The following is a 16,311-nucleotide window of genomic DNA, read 5'->3' on the forward strand; positions in this document are numbered from 1 at the left end:
ACAACCAGAAGTTTCAGGTCGATTACAGCCGCCTGATCCGGGACTTCTACGGAGCCGGCGACCAGAACGACAACCGCTTCCGGGCCACCGCCTATTGGCTGTTCTGAGCGGCGGATTTAATTTTTTCCGATTCCTTTTTTAAATTGAGTTTCGAGGGTCTGGCCACTCTTAATCGGTGGCCAGGCAAGTCGTAAAGCCCTTAAAAGTCAAAAAGGGCCTGCGTTGACGTTTTTTTGAAAAACATTCATTAACGGGAAGTCCCGCAAATAGAGAGGATAAGCCGTGGCAACGATCTTAACCATCGATGCTGATCCAGATTATGGCACCCTGATCGGAAGCGTGCTGGGGAAAAAGGGTCATAAAATTATCAATTTTACCGAGGAGGAGGCGGCCTTGGCAGAGGCCTGGAGGCAAACGTTGGATCTGGCCATCTTAGAGACTCGATTCAAGAAGTCAAACTTGCCGGAGGTATTGGGACAGTTGCGCCAGCTCCATCCGGACCTCCGAGTGGTTATCCTGACTGACCAGCCGACAACGGCAACGGTCCGCCAAGCTATCCGGCAGGGGGTCCAGGAGTACCTGGTGAAGCCTGTGGATAGCGAAGAGCTTGAAACCAGGGTAACCCGGGTTTTGAAAGCGACTAAGCGTACTATTAAAGAGGCCCTGGCCCTTTAAAGGTATGGAGGTGGGGTGATGACCGCGACCAATGTGGAATTAAACCGGCAGCGAGCGCAAATATACCAATTACTATCAACTTTATATAGAGATGAACTTTCCTCGGCGCTTTACGAGAAATTACGGGGCGCAGAGTTTCTCCAGGGTTTAAAAAACATTATCACCCGATGCAGCTTACCAGAGCTGCGCATTGGGTTAGAAAGCCTGCTAACCTACTTGGAACATTGTGAGGCGCCGGATTGGGCCGACCTGCGGTATGAATACGCCGATATCTTTCTCAATGCCGGGCCCAATCCGGTCTTCCCGTACGCCTCCTCCTTTATCCACCGGGTCCCGGTGCTGATGGGGGCAGTCCCCGAAGTGAGGCGATATTATCGCCAGGCCGAGGTTCACAAATCGCCCCGCTATCATGATCTGGACGATCATCTAGCAGTAGAATTGGAGTTCATGCGCTTTCTAGCCGAGGCCAGCATTACAGGCGGGGCGTCGGCCGCGGATTGGGAAAAACTGCGATTCAAATTCCTAAGAGATCACCTGATGGGCTGGGCCCTCGAATTCTGCGCGGTGTTGGCCAGTTGTGCCCAGTCCGATTTCTACCGGGCCTTAGCTGAAGTTACCTTGCAAATACTGGTTCAAGACCGGGCCTTGGCATCTGCCCAGCATTCCGGTCAGGCCCTTCCCGGGGCTCCATTAGAGGCCTTTGCCGCTCTGGGGGAAGTCATCTCCACTCTTGAGCTCGATAAGGAATATTTCACGTTGGACAAAGGGGCAATCCCGGAAGAGCCGGAAAAAGTACTGCCCACCCATTGTTACATTTGCAATGCTCTTTGTGGAAAGACCGTCAAGCTGAAAGACGGGATCATTACCGGATTGGCCGGTTTAGAAGGCGACATTCGGGGGGGCGGTCGCCTTTGTCCCAAAGGGGGCTCTTCTAATTACCATGTCTATAGCGCCTACCGTCTCAAGACCCCGTTAATTCGAGAAAATGGACGCTTCCGAAAGGCCTCCTGGGATGAGGCCCTGGATCGGATCGCTCAGGGCTTAAAATCTTTAGAGCCCCATACCGTGGGATTCCTCCGGGGTAATGACTTTAATAACTGGCTCACCGAAGGGGTGATGAACGCCTATGGGGCGCATATTTGTACCCATCGGACCATGTGCGACAATCCCATGCGCCAGGCTAACGAGCACAACCTGAACGATAAACGGCCCTGGCTTAACTATCAGCAGTCAGATTATATCCTCAATTTCGGACACAATGAAGTGGCCACCAGCCAGAGTCAGCGCAAGCTCCGACTGCTTCGAGAAGCTGTGACCCGAGGGGCCAAACTAGTGGTGTTTGACCCCCGCCGGTCGGAGACTGCGGCCCTGGCCACCGAATGGATCCCGATCAAATCCTCTACCGATGGGGCAGTGGCGATGGCCATGTGTCACGTTATAGTCAAAAACGAACTTTACAATAAAGAGTTCGTCGAAAATTGGACCTTTGGCTTTGAGGATTTCAAGCGCCGCTTACTAGGGGAAGAAGATGGATTGCCCCGCACCCCGGAATGGGCCGAAAAAATCAGTGGGGTGCCGGCGGCCACCATTGAACGGATAGCCCTGGAGATCGCCCAGTCACGTCATCCGGGTGTGGTGACCTGGACCGGGGTGGCCCAATCACCCAACGCCTTTCATGGCACCATGGCGGTATGGGCGTTAAATGCCCTATTGGGTACTTTTGACGCCCCTGGAGGGCCAAGCTTGCCTTACAAACGCAAATTGTCCAGTCCCTGGGGGCCGGGCCAAGAAAAGCCCCCGGTCAAGCCCAAGGATAAAATGAACCAACTGAGGATGTGGGCCGGGTGGGCCTCCGGCTATTTCCCCGAGGATGTCGCCCAGCGCCGATTCCAGGGATTCCTGTGTTATTATGGGGATGCGGTGCTTTCCTGGACCAACCGGGAGGCCGCCGAGAAGGCTATCAAGGAGCTTAAATTTAAAGCCACCATCGATTCATTTATGAGCAACACCGCGGTGTTGTGCGATGTGGTGCTGCCGGGGGTAAGTTGGTTTGAGCAAAGCCGGGTTTACGCCGAATGGCTTTATGATGCGGCGATTCACCTTACCCAGCAGGTGATCGATCCGCTATACGATAACCGGTCGGATTTCTTTATTTTTACCGAGCTGGCCAAGCGTCTGGGGCTGGGGCAATATTTCCCCTGGACCGATATCGAGGACGCGATGCGCAACCAATTGGCCGGGACCCCCTGGAGCCTGGAAGAACTCAAAGCCAAAGGTTACATTATCACGGATCAGGCCGAATATTATAAATATCAAAAATGGGGCGGCTTCAATCCTCCCGAAGGCTATGGTTCATCTGGCAAGACCATAACCGGCAAATACAATTTCAAGAACCCGGTGGCGGAAGAGAAAGGTATGGATCCGCTGCCGGATTACCGCGATCCCTACGAAGATTGGCCCCTGCTTAAGCCGGATGAAGATTATCCTCTTATCCTGGGCAATTTCCGGTTCGCAGAACATGAACATTGCAGCACCCAGAACAATTTCTATCTGATGTCTCAGGTGGGGAAAAACCCCATCTGGATTAATTACCTGGATGCCAAAGCCCGGGGCATTGAAAACCACGACCCGGTTCGGGTGACTTCCCCCTGGGGACAGACGACTACCGAAGCCTATGTAACCTGGAATATCCGCCAGGGAACGACCGCCATGGGGGGAGGCTTCGGCCATATCCGGGGTCTGGAGGCGGATCCCAAATATCCCCAATTCGGGGGCTGCGGAGGCGTCGGAGACCTGATGCCTCCCAATGTGACCGATGTTTATGCCGGGACCGCCCCCCTAAAATTGATCAAAGTTCAAGTTGCCAAGGCATAATTACCAGGCCGAAGAATCCGATGTCGGGCCCGAACTTCAACCCCTCCCTCCATACCCTACCCAGCCGGCTGGACCTGTAAGGAGCCAGTCGGCTTTTTTCTATGCCCTATCCGGGAAGAAAACTTTTCCGGAAATGTCAAACTTGTGGATAACTCCAGAAAATTTAAGTTACTGTAATAATTGTCAATCTATCTGTAGAAGTGCAACGCTCAGTGGTGGGGCCCCCGGACTTCAAATCCGGTGTGCCGTCTGAGGAAGGCGGCGGGTGGGTTCGAGTCTTATGCCCTTACGCCGGTTTATTTAATAAATTCAATTATTAAATTTATAAAATGAGGTTATTTTTGTGTCCCCAATCTGTCCCCAGCAGTATTAATACCAAGTTGCGATCAAAGAGCTAATGCCCCCTCACACTCGGCCTCCCCCCCGCCAGCGGGGAAGAGGCGATATAAGGATAAAATTACTCAACTGAAAATAAAATATGTTCTTGGGGTGAGCGACGGGACTTGAACCCGCGACCTCCGGGGCCACAACCCGGTGCTCCACCGACTGAGCTACGCCCACCACCTATTATTTGTCTATCACAGAATGGCCTGATTTACAAGCCTCTTTAAAGGCCAACGAAATACTCGAAACAAGCCCTTACTCCTCCAGGGGCACTCCCAGTTCCTGCTTGAATCGGTCCAGGCCGATTTCATCGATTACCCTTCCCAAACGTTTTCTTTTCCCGGCCTGACTGAACCAATCAATGATGCGGCCAGAGAGCGCCAAGGCCTCTTCATCGTTAAGGCCTTTGGCAATCACATCGGCCAGCCGCGGCTTATGGCCGGAGGCAAAGCCACCTGCCAGCACCCGCCAGCCTTTGGCGGTACCCACCAGCCCCAGGTCCTTAATCGAACTCTCGGCACAATTATTAGGGCAACCGGAAACTCCGATCTTAAATTTAAACGGTAGAGGCGCACCATGGTATTTCTCATCCAGTTTCAGGCCTACTCCCACCGCATCTTGAAGGCCCATCTGGCAAAAGGTAGTGCCGGGGCATAACTTGATGGACCGGACGCAGAGGCCAATGGCGGCTCCAGGGACCATCCCCAGTTCCTGCCAGACCTGGTCGAGATCCTCAGCCTTGATTCCTACCAAGGCAAACCGCTCTGCTGAGGTGAGTTTGACAACCTTGACGCCATATTTTTCCGAGACCTCCGCCACCCGGCGCAATAATCCAAAATCGGTGATAATCCCCCCCGGAATATGCGGCGCGATGGCATAGGTTTCTTTATCTCTCTGGATAATGGCCCCTTTTTCAGGTAGATTTTCTGCCATTTAAAGCCTCCTCTGGACAAATTGGATAATTATTCAAAGATAATTAATAATAATTACTGGAAATTATATTAGCAAGCAAAAGTTTGACTTTCCCTACGGTCAGGCGGTCTGGAGGGATGCATCTTTGCCTCGGTTAGGTCAATCCAAGGGGAGGACCCAGATGGCCTGAGGGCCTTTATCCCCGCTTTCCAGGGCCAATTTTACCGGTTCTCCGATCTTAAGTTTATCAAAGCTGCCTTTTCGCACCGCGTGGGCATGAAAATAGACTTCCAGACCATCGGTGGTTTCAATGAAACCATAATCCTCTTCCGGGAACAGCCGCAGGATTTTGCCCAGCTGAGCATGGTCCTCATGGGCCTTGACCATGCGCTGGCGGATATGGGAGTGTTCTTCCAGACTTCGATCTAGTGCATCAAAGGCCTCGACGATCAGGGGCAGGACAAACTCCCCCTCACGAGTCAGGGTAATGGTATCTCCGGGGATGGATATTAGCAGATGAATTTCGAAGGCCCCGTGGCGGTGGTGACCAGAACCGATGATCTCCACCCGGGCGTGGAGGATCGGATCATAATAGTGTTTTTGCAGACGTTCCAGTTCTGTTTCGATTTTTTCCCGCCATTCCGGCAGGATTTCCACGTGACGGCCTGAGATGCGGATATCCTGGGGCAGCATGTTGGCACCTCCTGAGTATTTTCCGACTGACTTCTTTTTAACAGAGCCCAGAGCTTCTGTCGATATGGCGATCAGGTATTTTTAGCCGATCGACAGCCTTGGCCTTTACAATATCAGGTAAAAGCATTACTTTTAAACTAAAGTTCTTATCTGTTTGACCCCGCGGCAAACTGATGGTGAGGTAAAACTATGCAAGAAGCCAGATTTTATGAGAAACTTGAGGATAATAAGGTTCAGTGTCATCTCTGCGCCCATGAATGCCAGATCGATCCTGGCAAACGGGGCATATGTATGGTTCGGGAAAACCGGGAAGGCGTCCTCTATTCCCTGGTTTATGGCAAGCTCATCGCCCAAAATGTCGATCCCATCGAAAAGAAACCGTTATTCCATTTCTTGCCTGGCAGCCGGTCATTTTCGATTGCCACGGTAGGCTGTAATTTTCAGTGCCTGCACTGCCAGAACTATGATATTTCCCAATACCCGCGGCTGCACGAAAAAAAGATTATCGGTCAGGAGATGACCCCGGCGGAGGTGGTCGCCCAGACCCGGGCCAGCCATGCGGCCAGCATCTCGTACACCTATACAGAGCCAACTATTTTTTCGGAATTTGCATATGATACTGCGGTGTTAGCTAGAGAACAGGGAATCCGCAACGTCTATGTTTCTAATGGTTTCATGACCGAGACCTCGGCCACGGTGCTGGCGGAGGTGATTGACGCCATTAATATTGATCTGAAAAGTTTTTCGGATGATTTTTATCGCAAGGTTTGCAAGGCCAGGCTCCAGCCGGTGCTGGATAATATCGCCCGGATGAAGCGCTTGGGGGTCTGGGTGGAGGTGACCACCCTGGTGATTCCGGGATTAAACGACTCCGAGAGCGAACTCAAAGAGATCGCCGCCTTCATAAAAGGAGTGGATGCCGGAATTCCTTGGCATGTGTCGGCGTTCTATCCGACTTACAAGATGTTGGATCGCCCCCCGACTCCGACTGCAACGTTACTCCGGGCCAGAGAAATCGGCCTGGAAACCGGACTTCGATATGTCTATACGGGCAACATCCGGGGTGATGCCGGTGAAGACACTTTCTGTTACCAATGTCAGGCGCTGCTCGTCGACCGCCTTGGATATACTATCCGACACAACTATCTAAAGGAGAGCCACTGCCCTCAATGCGGGGCTTTAATCGATGGGGTCTGGAAATAGCGCCGCCCCCCGGATTAACTCCTCAGTCATCACGAGCCTTAAACTATAAAGGCCACTTCAGCAGAGCACGTTTCCTGGCGCCCTTGCCGTTAGGATTCAATCCCCTCCCGAGCGGGGATGCCGCGCTCGTAATAATGTTTCAGGTTCTTCATCTCGGTGACCAGATCAGCGGCGGCAATAATCTCGGGAGGGGCATAGCGGCCGGTTAACACAATCTCCACTTGGGGAGGACGGGACTGAAGCAGGTCAAGCACCTCGGCCACTGAAAGCAGATTAAAATAAAGGGCGATGTTGATCTCGTCCAGGATGACCAGGTCATATTCTCCGCTCTGGATCGACTGTTGCGCCAGGGCCAGGGCTTCCTGGGCCTGAGCCACGTCCTGGGGGTCGGGATGATCTTTTCTGATAAAGCCACAGCGGCCGAAGTGGCGGATGGTAAACTCCGGGGCTAGCCGCAGCGCCGCCAATCGTTCCCCGCTTTCTTCCCCTTTTAAAAACTGAATCATTAAGACCTTGAATCCCCGGCCTACCGCCCGCAGCGCCAGTCCCAGGGCACAGGTGGTTTTGCCTTTGCCGTCCCCGGTGTAGACCTGGACCAGACCCTGGGTCAATTTTGGGGTCATCGAGTTCTCCTTTCCGAATATTGGAGCAATTGAATTTTGAACCTCAAACCAGCCCCTCAAATTTTATCTCTAAACAGATTACGGGCAATAATTAACCGCATGATCTCGTTGGTGCCTTCATAGATCTGGGCGCCCTTGGCGTCCCGCAAGTGTCGCTCCATGGGGTAATCTTTCAGGTAGCCATACCCGCCCATGATCTGCACGCCCTCCACTGCGGCCCGCATGGCCACATCAGTGGCAAACAGCTTGGCCATGGCCGCCCCGGTATCGTAAGGCAGTCCTTGATCTTTGCGCCAGGCCGCTCTAAGGGTCAAGAGTTCCGCAGATTCCAACTCGGTGGCGATATCGGCCAGCTTCCACTGAATGGCCTGGAACTGGGCAATGGCTTGGCCGAACTGCTCCCGGCGGCGCGCATAGGCCAGCGCTTCCGTTAATACTGCCCGCCCCAGCCCCACTGCCTGGGCTGCGGTGCCAATGCGGCCGTCATCCAGAGTTCGAAGCATCACCTTCAAACCCTGATTTTCACCACCGAGAAGATTTGTTCCCGGAATGCGGACATTATCGAAAATTAAATCCACCGTGCCGGTGGCCCTAAGCCCCAATTTATCCTCCAAGGGTCCTACGGTAACTCCTGGGTTATCCTCCAAGTCCACAATAAAGGCGCTGATGCCTTTAGCCCCCAGCTCCGGTGCGGTACTGGCCGCCACCAGCCCGTAGCTGGCCACCTGGCCGCTGGTGACGAATTTCTTTTCGCCGGTGAGGATATAGTCCTGGCCCTGGCGGATGGCCGTGCATTGCAGCCGGCTCGGATCCGAGCCCGCTTCGGCCTCGGTGAGGGCAAAACAGGCCATTTTGTGGCCCTGAGCCACCGGGGGCAGATATTTCAGCTTCTGAGCCTCCGTCCCCCAACTATTTACTGTCCCGGCAAATAAGGTATGATTGACATGCATAATCAAGGCACAGGAGGTACAGGCCTGAGCAATTTCCTTCACCGCCAGCACATAACTGACAAAATCTTTTCCGGCCCCGCCGTAGGCTTCCGGGAGGGCCAGTCCCATGAAGCCCAATTCCCCAAGGCCGGCCAGAATCTCCGCTGGATGCCGGCCCTGGCGATCTAATGCCGCGGCCTGGGGCTGGATCTTTTCCTGGGCGAATTGTCGGGCGCTGTCCTGGACCTGTTGTTGGGATGGGCTTAAAGTAAAATCCATGACGGCAACTCCTTTGCTGTTTTATCTTAATCCCTAGAGCATGCCAGGTAAACCATATTTAACCAGATTCTCATCATAATTGCTCTTCCCTTTTATTTATTGGTTGCTAAAATTACCAATCAATTTTATATACCGGGTTAATCGGAGGAACTGGCCATGAAGCTGAGCTCGGGTTCGAGGCGAAAACTTTGTCGGCTCCTTATCCTGTTTTTTATTATCTCCGCCACTGGTTGGTTGATCCCGTCCTTGGCCAGGGCCGACAATTTGCCGGTAAAAGACCCGGCCGCGGCCGGACTAAAGGAGAAACCGCATCCGGTCTGTAATCTGTTCACGGTGGAGCAGCTCTATGCGGCGATCAAAGACGGCGACGAGCAAGGCCTGGCGTTTGATCTGACCGGCATTACTACCTTGCTGGACGGCACCGGCATCGACCCCACCAAGATCTACGGCTCGATTTATGTGGGTCCGTATCCCTTCGAGGGCCGCCGGACGGATTACGAGGTTAAACGGTTCCGGATAACAAGGACTGGCCGTGGTGCGGTTGGAGCTCTGGCGGGAAACGTCCCGGTCAGATAAAACCCTTGGAACTTATGATATTTTTGTCAGATTTAAAAGGACCCCGGCAGGCTTTGTCAAACTCCCCACCATCATCGAAGGCCCCTTGGTTAATCTGGTCTGTAGCGAGGCCAACGATCGGGTGGTCATTACTTTTCGGACCAGCGACCCGGGGGTGGGAAAGGTTATCCTGAATAACGGCCCGGTCTTTGCAGACCCGACTCCGACTACTCATCATGAAATCCGAGTCACTGGTCTTCAACCCCAGAGGGTCTATCGCTACCAGGTGGAATTCGACAATTTCAGAACCAACGCCTATACTTTCCGCAGCGCGCCGGCCCCGGGGCAGGGACCGGTCACCTTTGCCTTTCTGTCTGACAGCCGGGAAGGAATTGCGGGCGGCAACCATAAATTCATGGGTCTAAACTATGCGGCCTTGGACCAGAGCCTGAGATTAGCCTATCGCCGCGGAGCTGAGTTGATCATCTTCGGAGGTGACCTGGTCAACGGCTATTCAACCTGCCAAGACGACTTTAAAACGCAACTCTATGCCTGGAAACAGGCGGCCGCGGGGTTCTGGCACGAGCGGCCGGTCTATACCGGCATGGGCAATCATGAATCACTGATTAAAGCTTACCGCGATGGTTCAAAATACGGCACCGTGCTGGATAAATGGCCCTATGCCACGGACAGTGCCGAAGCGGTCTTTGCCGCAGAATTCGTAAATCCTGCCAATGGCCCGGTTCCGGCTGACCCGCGGCGGCCACCTTATAGTGAAAATGTCTATTCCTTCCAATACGGCCCGGTAAAAATTATTGCCGTTAATAATTGTTATTGGCTGTCCTGGAAGGCCGGCAACTGGGAAGCAGCCAAGGAATTCGGCGGTTCCCCGCAAGGCTACCTCCTGCCTGATCAGTTGGAATGGCTCAGAACCGAGCTCAAGAAAGCCGACAAGGATGCCTCCATAAAATATATCGTTCTCTTTGCCCATGAGCCGATTTTCCCCAATGACGGCGGCCTTAGAAATTGTATGTGGTACCGGGGCAACAACCGCGTCCGGGCCTATACCTATCAGGGCGGGGCGAAACCGACCCCGGACGGCCCGGGTATTATTGATCTGAGGAATGAACTGGTCCGGATGTTGGCCGAAAATCCCAAAGTGGCGCTATTCCTGGCCGGCCATGAACATTCGTATAGCAAGATTTTGATCCATAACCATGTCCTTATTGGTGACCCTGGCCCAGATGATAAAAACCACAACGGTAAGATCGGCGAAGCCGGGGAAACCTGTTCGCCCCTGCAAGACCTCAAATATCCGACCTGGTACATTACCTCGGGGGGCGCGGGGGCGCCCTATTGCGGGGAGCAATTGACTCCCTGGAATAAATACTGGAAAAAAAGCCCCCGCCATGGTTATTATTACTACTCAACCCAGGAAAATTTCTTGCTCTTCACTGCCGACCATAGAAAAATCTCCTTGCAGGTGGTCAATCTGCAAGGACAAGTCATAGATCAGATCGAGAACCTGATGGCGGTCAAAAAACAAAAATTTTAAACTCGGTTACCTCTGGCAGGAAAAAATATCGTTAACAGGGAAAGTTAGCTTGACCCTAAAGGTTGATAACTTCCGGTTGGCCCTAATCACCGGCGGGGCCAAAAGCGGCAAAAGCCGCTATGCCCAGAGGTTGGCCGAATCCCTGCCCCGCCCTTGGCTCTATGTGGCCACCAGCGAAGCCCTGGATGAGGAGATGTCTGACCGTATTGCCCGCCATCAGGCCCGGCGGGGGCCGGAGTGGACCACCAGGGAAGAGCCTGTGGCCTTGGCCCGGACGCTCCAAGAGGCGGACGGCCGGTATGGAGTGATTCTGGTTGACTGCCTGACGGTCTGGTTGTCCAACCTGATGACCCGATTGGCCCCTGACTCGGATATCGACAGCCTTGAAGTCATGGCTCTGATTAATGGTTTAGAAAACCTGAATACCCCGGTTATCCTGGTCACCAATGAGGTGGGATGGGGAATAGTTCCGGACAATATCCTGGCCCGCAAGTTCCGCGACCGGGCCGGAGACCTGCATCAACGGTTGAGTGAGGTGGCCGACCTGGTGGTATTGGTGGTGTGCGGCCTGCCTCTGATTCTAAAACCTGAGTCAACGGCCCCGTCCAGGTAAAGGACCATGTATGCCATTAATGATTGAACTTGAACAATTAATCGATCAGATCCAACCCCTCAACCCACACTGGTTCCAACAGGCCCAGCAGCGGCTCGATCAACTCACCAAACCCCGGGGCAGTCTGGGGCGGTTGGAAGAACTGGCGGCCCATTATGTGGCCATCCGGGAGGAACTTTTCCCAACCATTAATCGCAAGATGGTCTGTGTCTTTGCCGCCGACCACGGCGTGGTCGTCGAAGGCGTCAGCGCCTTTCCCTCGGAGGTGACCTTTCAGATGGTGGCTAATTTCCTGCGGGGCGGGGCGGCGATCAATGTGCTGAGCCGGCATGTGGGGGCCGAGGTGCAGGTGGTGGATATCGGCGTTAAGACAGATTTTGAGCCGCAGCCAGGGCTGATCTCCCGCAAGGTGGCCTATGGCACCCGCAATTTAGCCGCGGAGCAGGCCATGCGTTGGGAGGAACTAGCCCAGGCCTTGCAGGTGGGTCTAGAGCTGGCCCAGCACAATATTGCTGCTGGGGTTGATATTCTGGCTACCGGCGAAATGGGGATCGGCAATACCACCCCGGCTGCGGCCCTGGCCGCGGTGTTCACCGGCCAGCCCGTGGCCGCGGTCACTGGCCGGGGGACCGGCGTTGATGCGGCCACCTATCGCCACAAAGTCGGCGTCATCGAACGGGCTTTGGCGCATCATCGCCCTGATCCGCAAGACCCTTTGGCAGTGCTGGCCCAGGTCGGCGGCCTGGAGATCGCCGGTCTGACCGGTCTGATTTTAGGGGCTGCTGCGGCCCGGCGGCCAGTAGTAGTAGATGGTTTCATCGCCACTGCCGCGGCCTTGGTGGCCGCCAGACTCTGCCCTCGGGTTAAAGAGTATATGCTGGCAGCTCACCGGTCAGTGGAGCCGGGGCATCAGCTGATATTAGACAGCCTTGGTTTAAAACCATTGTTAAATCTGGGGATGCGCCTGGGAGAAGGCACCGGGGCCGTCCTGGGGATGAGTCTAATCGAAGCCGGGCTTAAGATCTATAAAGAAATGGCTACCTTTGCAGAAGCCGGGGTCTCGGACCGGACTGAAGGAGACGGGTCGCCATGACGGAGACTGCCTTAGTAGGCCAAGATATAATAAATCACATAGAGCCAGGACAAGATTCCATGAACTATGGCCCAAAATACTGATTTGTGCAGACTCCAGGAAATGGTGATGGCCAGTGCTGAACCAAAGGTCATGCCCCCGGTCGCAATATATCTACCGTACATGGTACTCCCTTTAAAGACTTGCATCTGCGAATTAGCAGGTAATATCAACGCAGCAACTCTTCACAGCCGTTGTTCTAGTCTGAAGGGCAATATACAATAAGGCTGCCCCAAACCGCAACTGTTAGTTTTGTAAGAAAAGGCCGGTTAACAGAAATTTATGAAAATGGAGCCTCTTAAGGATTTATGGTCCGTACTTTAGGGTTGGCCCTGACCTTTCTCACCATCTTTCCCTATCCCCGCCATCTGGAAAGTAACCCGGCGGAACTGGCCCGATCCATGGTATGGTTCCCCTTGGTCGGTCTGCTCCTGGGTCTGTTTCTGGGGGCGGTTTACTTAGGACTGGCACTCATCTTCCCCAATCCGGCGGTCGCCGCCTTCCTGGTCGCGGTCCTGGTGGTAGCCACCCGGGGGCTCCATCTGGATGGCTTGGCCGATACCCTGGACGGCCTGGGAGGCGGGCAGACCCCGGAAGCCCGGCTGCGGATCATGAAGGACAGCGCTTTAGGAGCTTTTGGAGTGCTGGGTTTGATAGTCATCCTGCTCCTCAAGTTTGCCCTGATTCTGGCCCTGATTGAACAGGCGGATGTTCGGGCGCTGGTGTTATTTCCGGTGCTCAGTCGATGGTCTATGGTCGCCTTGGCATATCTGTCGCCCTATGCCCGGCCGGAAGGCGGGCTGGGGCAGGCCATGACATCATTGGTTTCCGGGCGGTATCTGTGGGTGGCCAGCCTGAGCGCCTTATTTTTGGCGCTATTGACTTATGGGCGACGCGGTTTAGGGGCTTGGGGACTGATAGCCTTATCGACCTGGCTGGCCAGCCATTATTTCCAGCGCCGCTTGGGGGGTATTACCGGTGATGTGCTGGGCGCGGTCAATGAATTCAATGAAGTGTTAGCCCTAGCTGTGGCCCTGGCTTAAAATTGGCTGGGAAGATCCTCTGGTCTTTTTAAATTTGGCCTTATCTGTTATATTTAAAATATAATCCATCAGATTTGGGGGAATTATGTTATTTGATGTCTCAGAATTAAAGGCCCGTTTACAGGCCCTCACTCAGCGTCTGCATCAGCTTCGAGGTCGTCTTTGATCTGGACCAGAAAAAAACCCGCCTGCAAGAAATCGAAACCATAATAGCCAAATCCGACTTTTGGGAGGATACGGGTCGGGCCGCCATAGTATTAAAAGAACGGGGGTCTCTGATCCAACTGCTCGATCACTGGCAGAATCAACAACAACTGCTTGAAGAACTTGACCTCATGCTGCAACTGGCCCTGGAGGAAGAGGATAATCAGGCCTTAACCGAGGTGGTCGCTGACCTGGCTGCTCAGGAAAAGGCTATGCGGCAGTTGGAGCTCGAAGTCCTGCTCAGCGGCAAGGATGATAACAAAAACGCCATCGTTACCATCCACGCCGGGGCAGGCGGCACCGAGGCCCAGGACTGGACGGAAATGCTCCTGCGCATGTATCTGCGCTACGCCGAACGCAAGGGCCTGGAAACCGAACTTTTTGACCTGCTGCCGGGAGACGAGGCCGGGGTCAAAAGTGTGACCTTCGGCGCTGCCGGTCCCTATGCCTATGGCTATCTCAAAGCGGAAAGCGGCATCCATCGCCTGGTCCGCATCTCTCCCTTTGACGCCGGGGGCCGCCGTCACACCTCCTTCGCCGCGGTATTTGTCTATCCCGAAGTGGACGACAGCATCGACATCGAGATCAATGACAAAGACTTGCGCATTGATACCTTCCGGGCCAGCGGGGCCGGCGGCCAGCACGTTAACAAGACCAGTTCGGCGGTGCGGATCACCCATCTGCCGACCGGCATCGTGGTCTCCATGCAGAACGAACGGTCCCAGCACCGCAACCGGGAACTGGCCATGAAGGTGTTAAAGGCCCGCCTTTATGAAATAGAACAGCGCAAACGTCAGGAGAAGGTTCAGGAAGTTATCGACGCCCAGAAAGAGATCGCCTGGGGCAGCCAGATCCGCTCTTATGTGCTGCAACCCTATCGGCTGGTCAAGGACCACCGCACCAAACATGAAGAGGGCGATGTTGAGGCAGTGCTGGACGGCGACCTGGACCCCTTCATTGAAGCCTGTCTGCTCAATCCGGGCGAAGCTATTACTCAGGTCATAAATAAATGAGTTGGGGTTAAAATTAACAGATCTTGGGGGAGGGAGGGGGGCCAGCGCTCCCCCCTCCCTTCAAATTAACCTTTTAAATGCTCGGAGTAATAATTAATCTTAATCCATACCCTACCCTACCAAAGGAGGAGGAAAAATATAAAGTTTTCGAATGAAAGCTAATTAATATTTTGGGGTGGGTGCTGGGATTACACCGGCCCCCTGGCCTGTAACGGGTTCTGCCAATCTAAATTTTGCTTTCCTTTAAACCAGCAAACACATTTTCAGGTAGGTTGTGGATCGACTCTTCACCCAAGTACAGAACTTTATTCAGGTTACCCTATGGCAGTATAAAGCCACCGGGCTTGGCCAAGTGGGGCTGCAGGTCTTGCGGATTGGTACCCTAGCCGTCTGGGGTCTGATCCGCAACCAAGCCATGGTGCAGGCCTCTACCCTGGCCTATTACACCATGCTGGCCCTGGTGCCATTAATGGCCTTGTTGTTTGCGGTCTTCAAAGGACTGGGGTTGCAGCATCTGCTGGCCGATTATCTGTTGGAACGGCTGGCGCCCGGATCTCAAGATTTTGCCCACCAAGTTCTTGATTACATTGAAAATGCCGATGTGGCTGGGCTAGGTGCGATGGGGGTGGCCAGCTTGCTGTTGACTCTGGTTTTGGTGATGAATAATGTGGAACGGGCTATAAACCTGACCTGGGGGGTGACACAGACTCGCCCCTGGCGCCGCCGCATCAGTGACTATTTCAGCATATTCCTGCTGCTTCCCATTCTGGTGGCAGTAGCCGGAACTTTCAGCAGTGCCTTCCTGGGACTCCCCGAGGTCCAACAACTGCTCACCACCCTCTCCCCCGGTCTGTATAATTTCGCCACCAGTGACCTGGCCTCCTTAATAATTCTATGGGTCGCCTTTACCTTTCTTTACCTAGTCATGCCCAATACTCAGGTTAAACTGCAATCCGCTCTGATCGGCGGCCTGGTCGGGGGTAGTTTGTGGGAAATCGCCCGTTGGCTCTTTATCTATTATCAATCCACTAAGGAGGGCACAGTCTATTATGACGTCATCTACGGAGCTTTCTTCCACCTGTTGTTCCTGGTGCTGTGGATCTATTATAGCTGGGTGGTAGTGCTGATCGGCAGCGAAGTAGCCTGTGCGCACCAGAACCTGGAGCCTCTCAGCCGGGAATTTCGCCAACCCGCCGCCGCTTCTGAGCCGGTGGACGAATACCTGGCCCTGGCCGTCCTGTTAGCTATTGCCCGGCGTTTTTATCTTCAGCAACCTCCTCTCTCCCAAAAAGAACTGAGGCAGATGCTAGTCCACGACCATAACCTGACCGACAGAGTAATGAAATCCTTAACAGAGAGCAATCTGGTGGTCCTGATAACCGGACCCGATCAGGAGAATGGCCTTCGGTTTCTGCCCCTTCGGCCTTTAGAGCACAGCCAGGTGGAAGATATCTTAAAAACCTTGCGCCAAAGGCGGGGAGAAGCAGTATCATTGGCCCTGGCCGACCTACCCCAACTGACCGATGCGGTCAAAAATCTGGTGGAAAATAACACTCCCACCCAAAGGCAGGCCCTCGCCCTCCAGGATGTGATCAGGACTCTGGAATCCTAAGCAGCTTTAAAC

At 53.9% G+C, this 16,311-nt stretch carries 15 protein-coding genes and 2 tRNA genes; 11 read left to right on the forward strand and 6 right to left on the reverse strand.

The features are described 5' to 3' along the window. The first annotated feature begins 282 nt into the window (after window positions 1–282). From JRG72_03290 to JRG72_03300, 3 genes are all read left to right on the forward strand, one after another. The gene (locus tag JRG72_03290) at window positions 283–675 is read left to right on the forward strand and encodes a response regulator (protein ID MBW2134248.1); all 393 of its coding nucleotides are present in this window, start codon (window positions 283–285) and stop codon (window positions 673–675) included. Window positions 676–693: 18 nt separating this feature from the next. Beyond that, complete coding sequence (locus JRG72_03295; protein MBW2134249.1) at window positions 694–3,549, forward strand: molybdopterin-dependent oxidoreductase; 2,856 nt, start codon at window positions 694–696, stop codon at window positions 3,547–3,549. A gap of 197 nt (window positions 3,550–3,746) precedes the next feature. Next, a tRNA-Sec gene (locus tag JRG72_03300) sits at window positions 3,747–3,840 on the forward strand. Between the two features lie 194 nt (window positions 3,841–4,034). Here the strand turns inward: JRG72_03300 and JRG72_03305 are convergent. The 3 genes from JRG72_03305 to JRG72_03315 form a co-directional block, all read right to left on the reverse strand. Next, window positions 4,035–4,110 (reverse strand) — tRNA-His (locus tag JRG72_03305). 78 nt (window positions 4,111–4,188) lie between these two features. Then, the gene (locus tag JRG72_03310; GenBank protein MBW2134250.1) at window positions 4,189–4,866 is read right to left on the reverse strand and encodes an NAD(P)/FAD-dependent oxidoreductase; all 678 of its coding nucleotides are present in this window, start codon (window positions 4,864–4,866) and stop codon (window positions 4,189–4,191) included. A 138-nt stretch (window positions 4,867–5,004) separates the two neighbouring features. Next, window positions 5,005–5,538 carry an HPF/RaiA family ribosome-associated protein gene (locus JRG72_03315; protein MBW2134251.1) on the reverse strand — a complete coding sequence of 178 codons (534 nt, stop codon included), beginning with the start codon at window positions 5,536–5,538 and terminating at the stop codon, window positions 5,005–5,007. A gap of 189 nt (window positions 5,539–5,727) precedes the next feature. Between JRG72_03315 and amrS the strand changes: the two genes are divergently transcribed. Further along, window positions 5,728–6,741 (forward strand): AmmeMemoRadiSam system radical SAM enzyme, encoded by a 1,014-nt coding sequence (gene amrS, locus JRG72_03320; GenBank protein MBW2134252.1) that lies wholly within the window; start codon window positions 5,728–5,730, stop codon window positions 6,739–6,741. A gap of 89 nt (window positions 6,742–6,830) precedes the next feature. Here the strand turns inward: amrS and cobO are convergent, their stop codons facing one another. Continuing rightward, window positions 6,831–7,364, reverse strand: a complete 534-nt coding sequence (gene cobO, locus JRG72_03325) for a cob(I)yrinic acid a,c-diamide adenosyltransferase (GenBank protein MBW2134253.1) — start codon at window positions 7,362–7,364, stop codon at window positions 6,831–6,833. Window positions 7,365–7,420: 56 nt separating this feature from the next. Then, window positions 7,421–8,572 (reverse strand): acyl-CoA dehydrogenase family protein, encoded by a 1,152-nt coding sequence (locus JRG72_03330; GenBank protein MBW2134254.1) that lies wholly within the window; start codon window positions 8,570–8,572, stop codon window positions 7,421–7,423. Window positions 8,573–8,728: 156 nt separating this feature from the next. Here JRG72_03330 and JRG72_03335 point away from each other — a divergent pair, with 156 nt between their 5' ends. The 4 genes from JRG72_03335 (at window position 8,729) to cobT (ending at window position 12,388) form a co-directional block, all read left to right on the forward strand. Continuing rightward, window positions 8,729–9,148 carry a hypothetical protein gene (locus tag JRG72_03335; protein ID MBW2134255.1) on the forward strand — a complete coding sequence of 140 codons (420 nt, stop codon included), beginning with the start codon at window positions 8,729–8,731 and terminating at the stop codon, window positions 9,146–9,148. After that, on the forward strand, window positions 9,105–10,682 hold the full coding sequence (locus tag JRG72_03340; GenBank protein ID MBW2134256.1) for a metallophosphoesterase: 1,578 nt from the start codon (window positions 9,105–9,107) through the stop codon (window positions 10,680–10,682). The genes JRG72_03335 and JRG72_03340 overlap by 44 nt, the downstream gene beginning before the upstream one ends. A 76-nt stretch (window positions 10,683–10,758) precedes the next feature. Beyond that, window positions 10,759–11,295, forward strand: coding sequence for a bifunctional adenosylcobinamide kinase/adenosylcobinamide-phosphate guanylyltransferase (cobU, locus tag JRG72_03345; GenBank protein MBW2134257.1), 537 nt, complete (start codon window positions 10,759–10,761; stop codon window positions 11,293–11,295). 19 nt (window positions 11,296–11,314) lie between these two features. After that, entirely contained in the window at window positions 11,315–12,388 is a 1,074-nt protein-coding gene (gene cobT / locus JRG72_03350) for a nicotinate-nucleotide--dimethylbenzimidazole phosphoribosyltransferase (GenBank protein ID MBW2134258.1), read from the forward strand. Between the two features lie 11 nt (window positions 12,389–12,399). On the opposite strand, the gene JRG72_03355 is transcribed toward cobT, so the two are convergent. Continuing rightward, entirely contained in the window at window positions 12,400–12,552 is a 153-nt protein-coding gene (locus JRG72_03355; GenBank protein MBW2134259.1) for a hypothetical protein, read from the reverse strand. Between the two features lie 183 nt (window positions 12,553–12,735). On the opposite strand from JRG72_03355, the gene cobS reads away from it, so the two are divergent. The 3 genes from cobS (at window position 12,736) to JRG72_03370 (ending at window position 16,299) form a co-directional block, all read left to right on the forward strand. Then, window positions 12,736–13,470 (forward strand): adenosylcobinamide-GDP ribazoletransferase, encoded by a 735-nt coding sequence (gene cobS, locus JRG72_03360; protein ID MBW2134260.1) that lies wholly within the window; start codon window positions 12,736–12,738, stop codon window positions 13,468–13,470. Window positions 13,471–13,613: 143 nt separating this feature from the next. After that, window positions 13,614–14,687: a peptide chain release factor 2 gene (gene prfB / locus JRG72_03365; protein MBW2134261.1), complete on the forward strand. Its 1,074-nt coding sequence runs from the start codon at window positions 13,614–13,616 to the stop codon at window positions 14,685–14,687. Between the two features lie 274 nt (window positions 14,688–14,961). After that, window positions 14,962–16,299, forward strand: a complete 1,338-nt coding sequence (locus tag JRG72_03370) for a YihY/virulence factor BrkB family protein (GenBank protein ID MBW2134262.1) — start codon at window positions 14,962–14,964, stop codon at window positions 16,297–16,299. Window positions 16,300–16,311: the final 12 nt, after the last annotated feature.

The organism is Deltaproteobacteria bacterium, from assembly GCA_019309545.1.
Taxonomy (GTDB): Bacteria; Desulfobacterota; Desulfobaccia; order Desulfobaccales; family Desulfobaccaceae; genus Desulfobacca_B.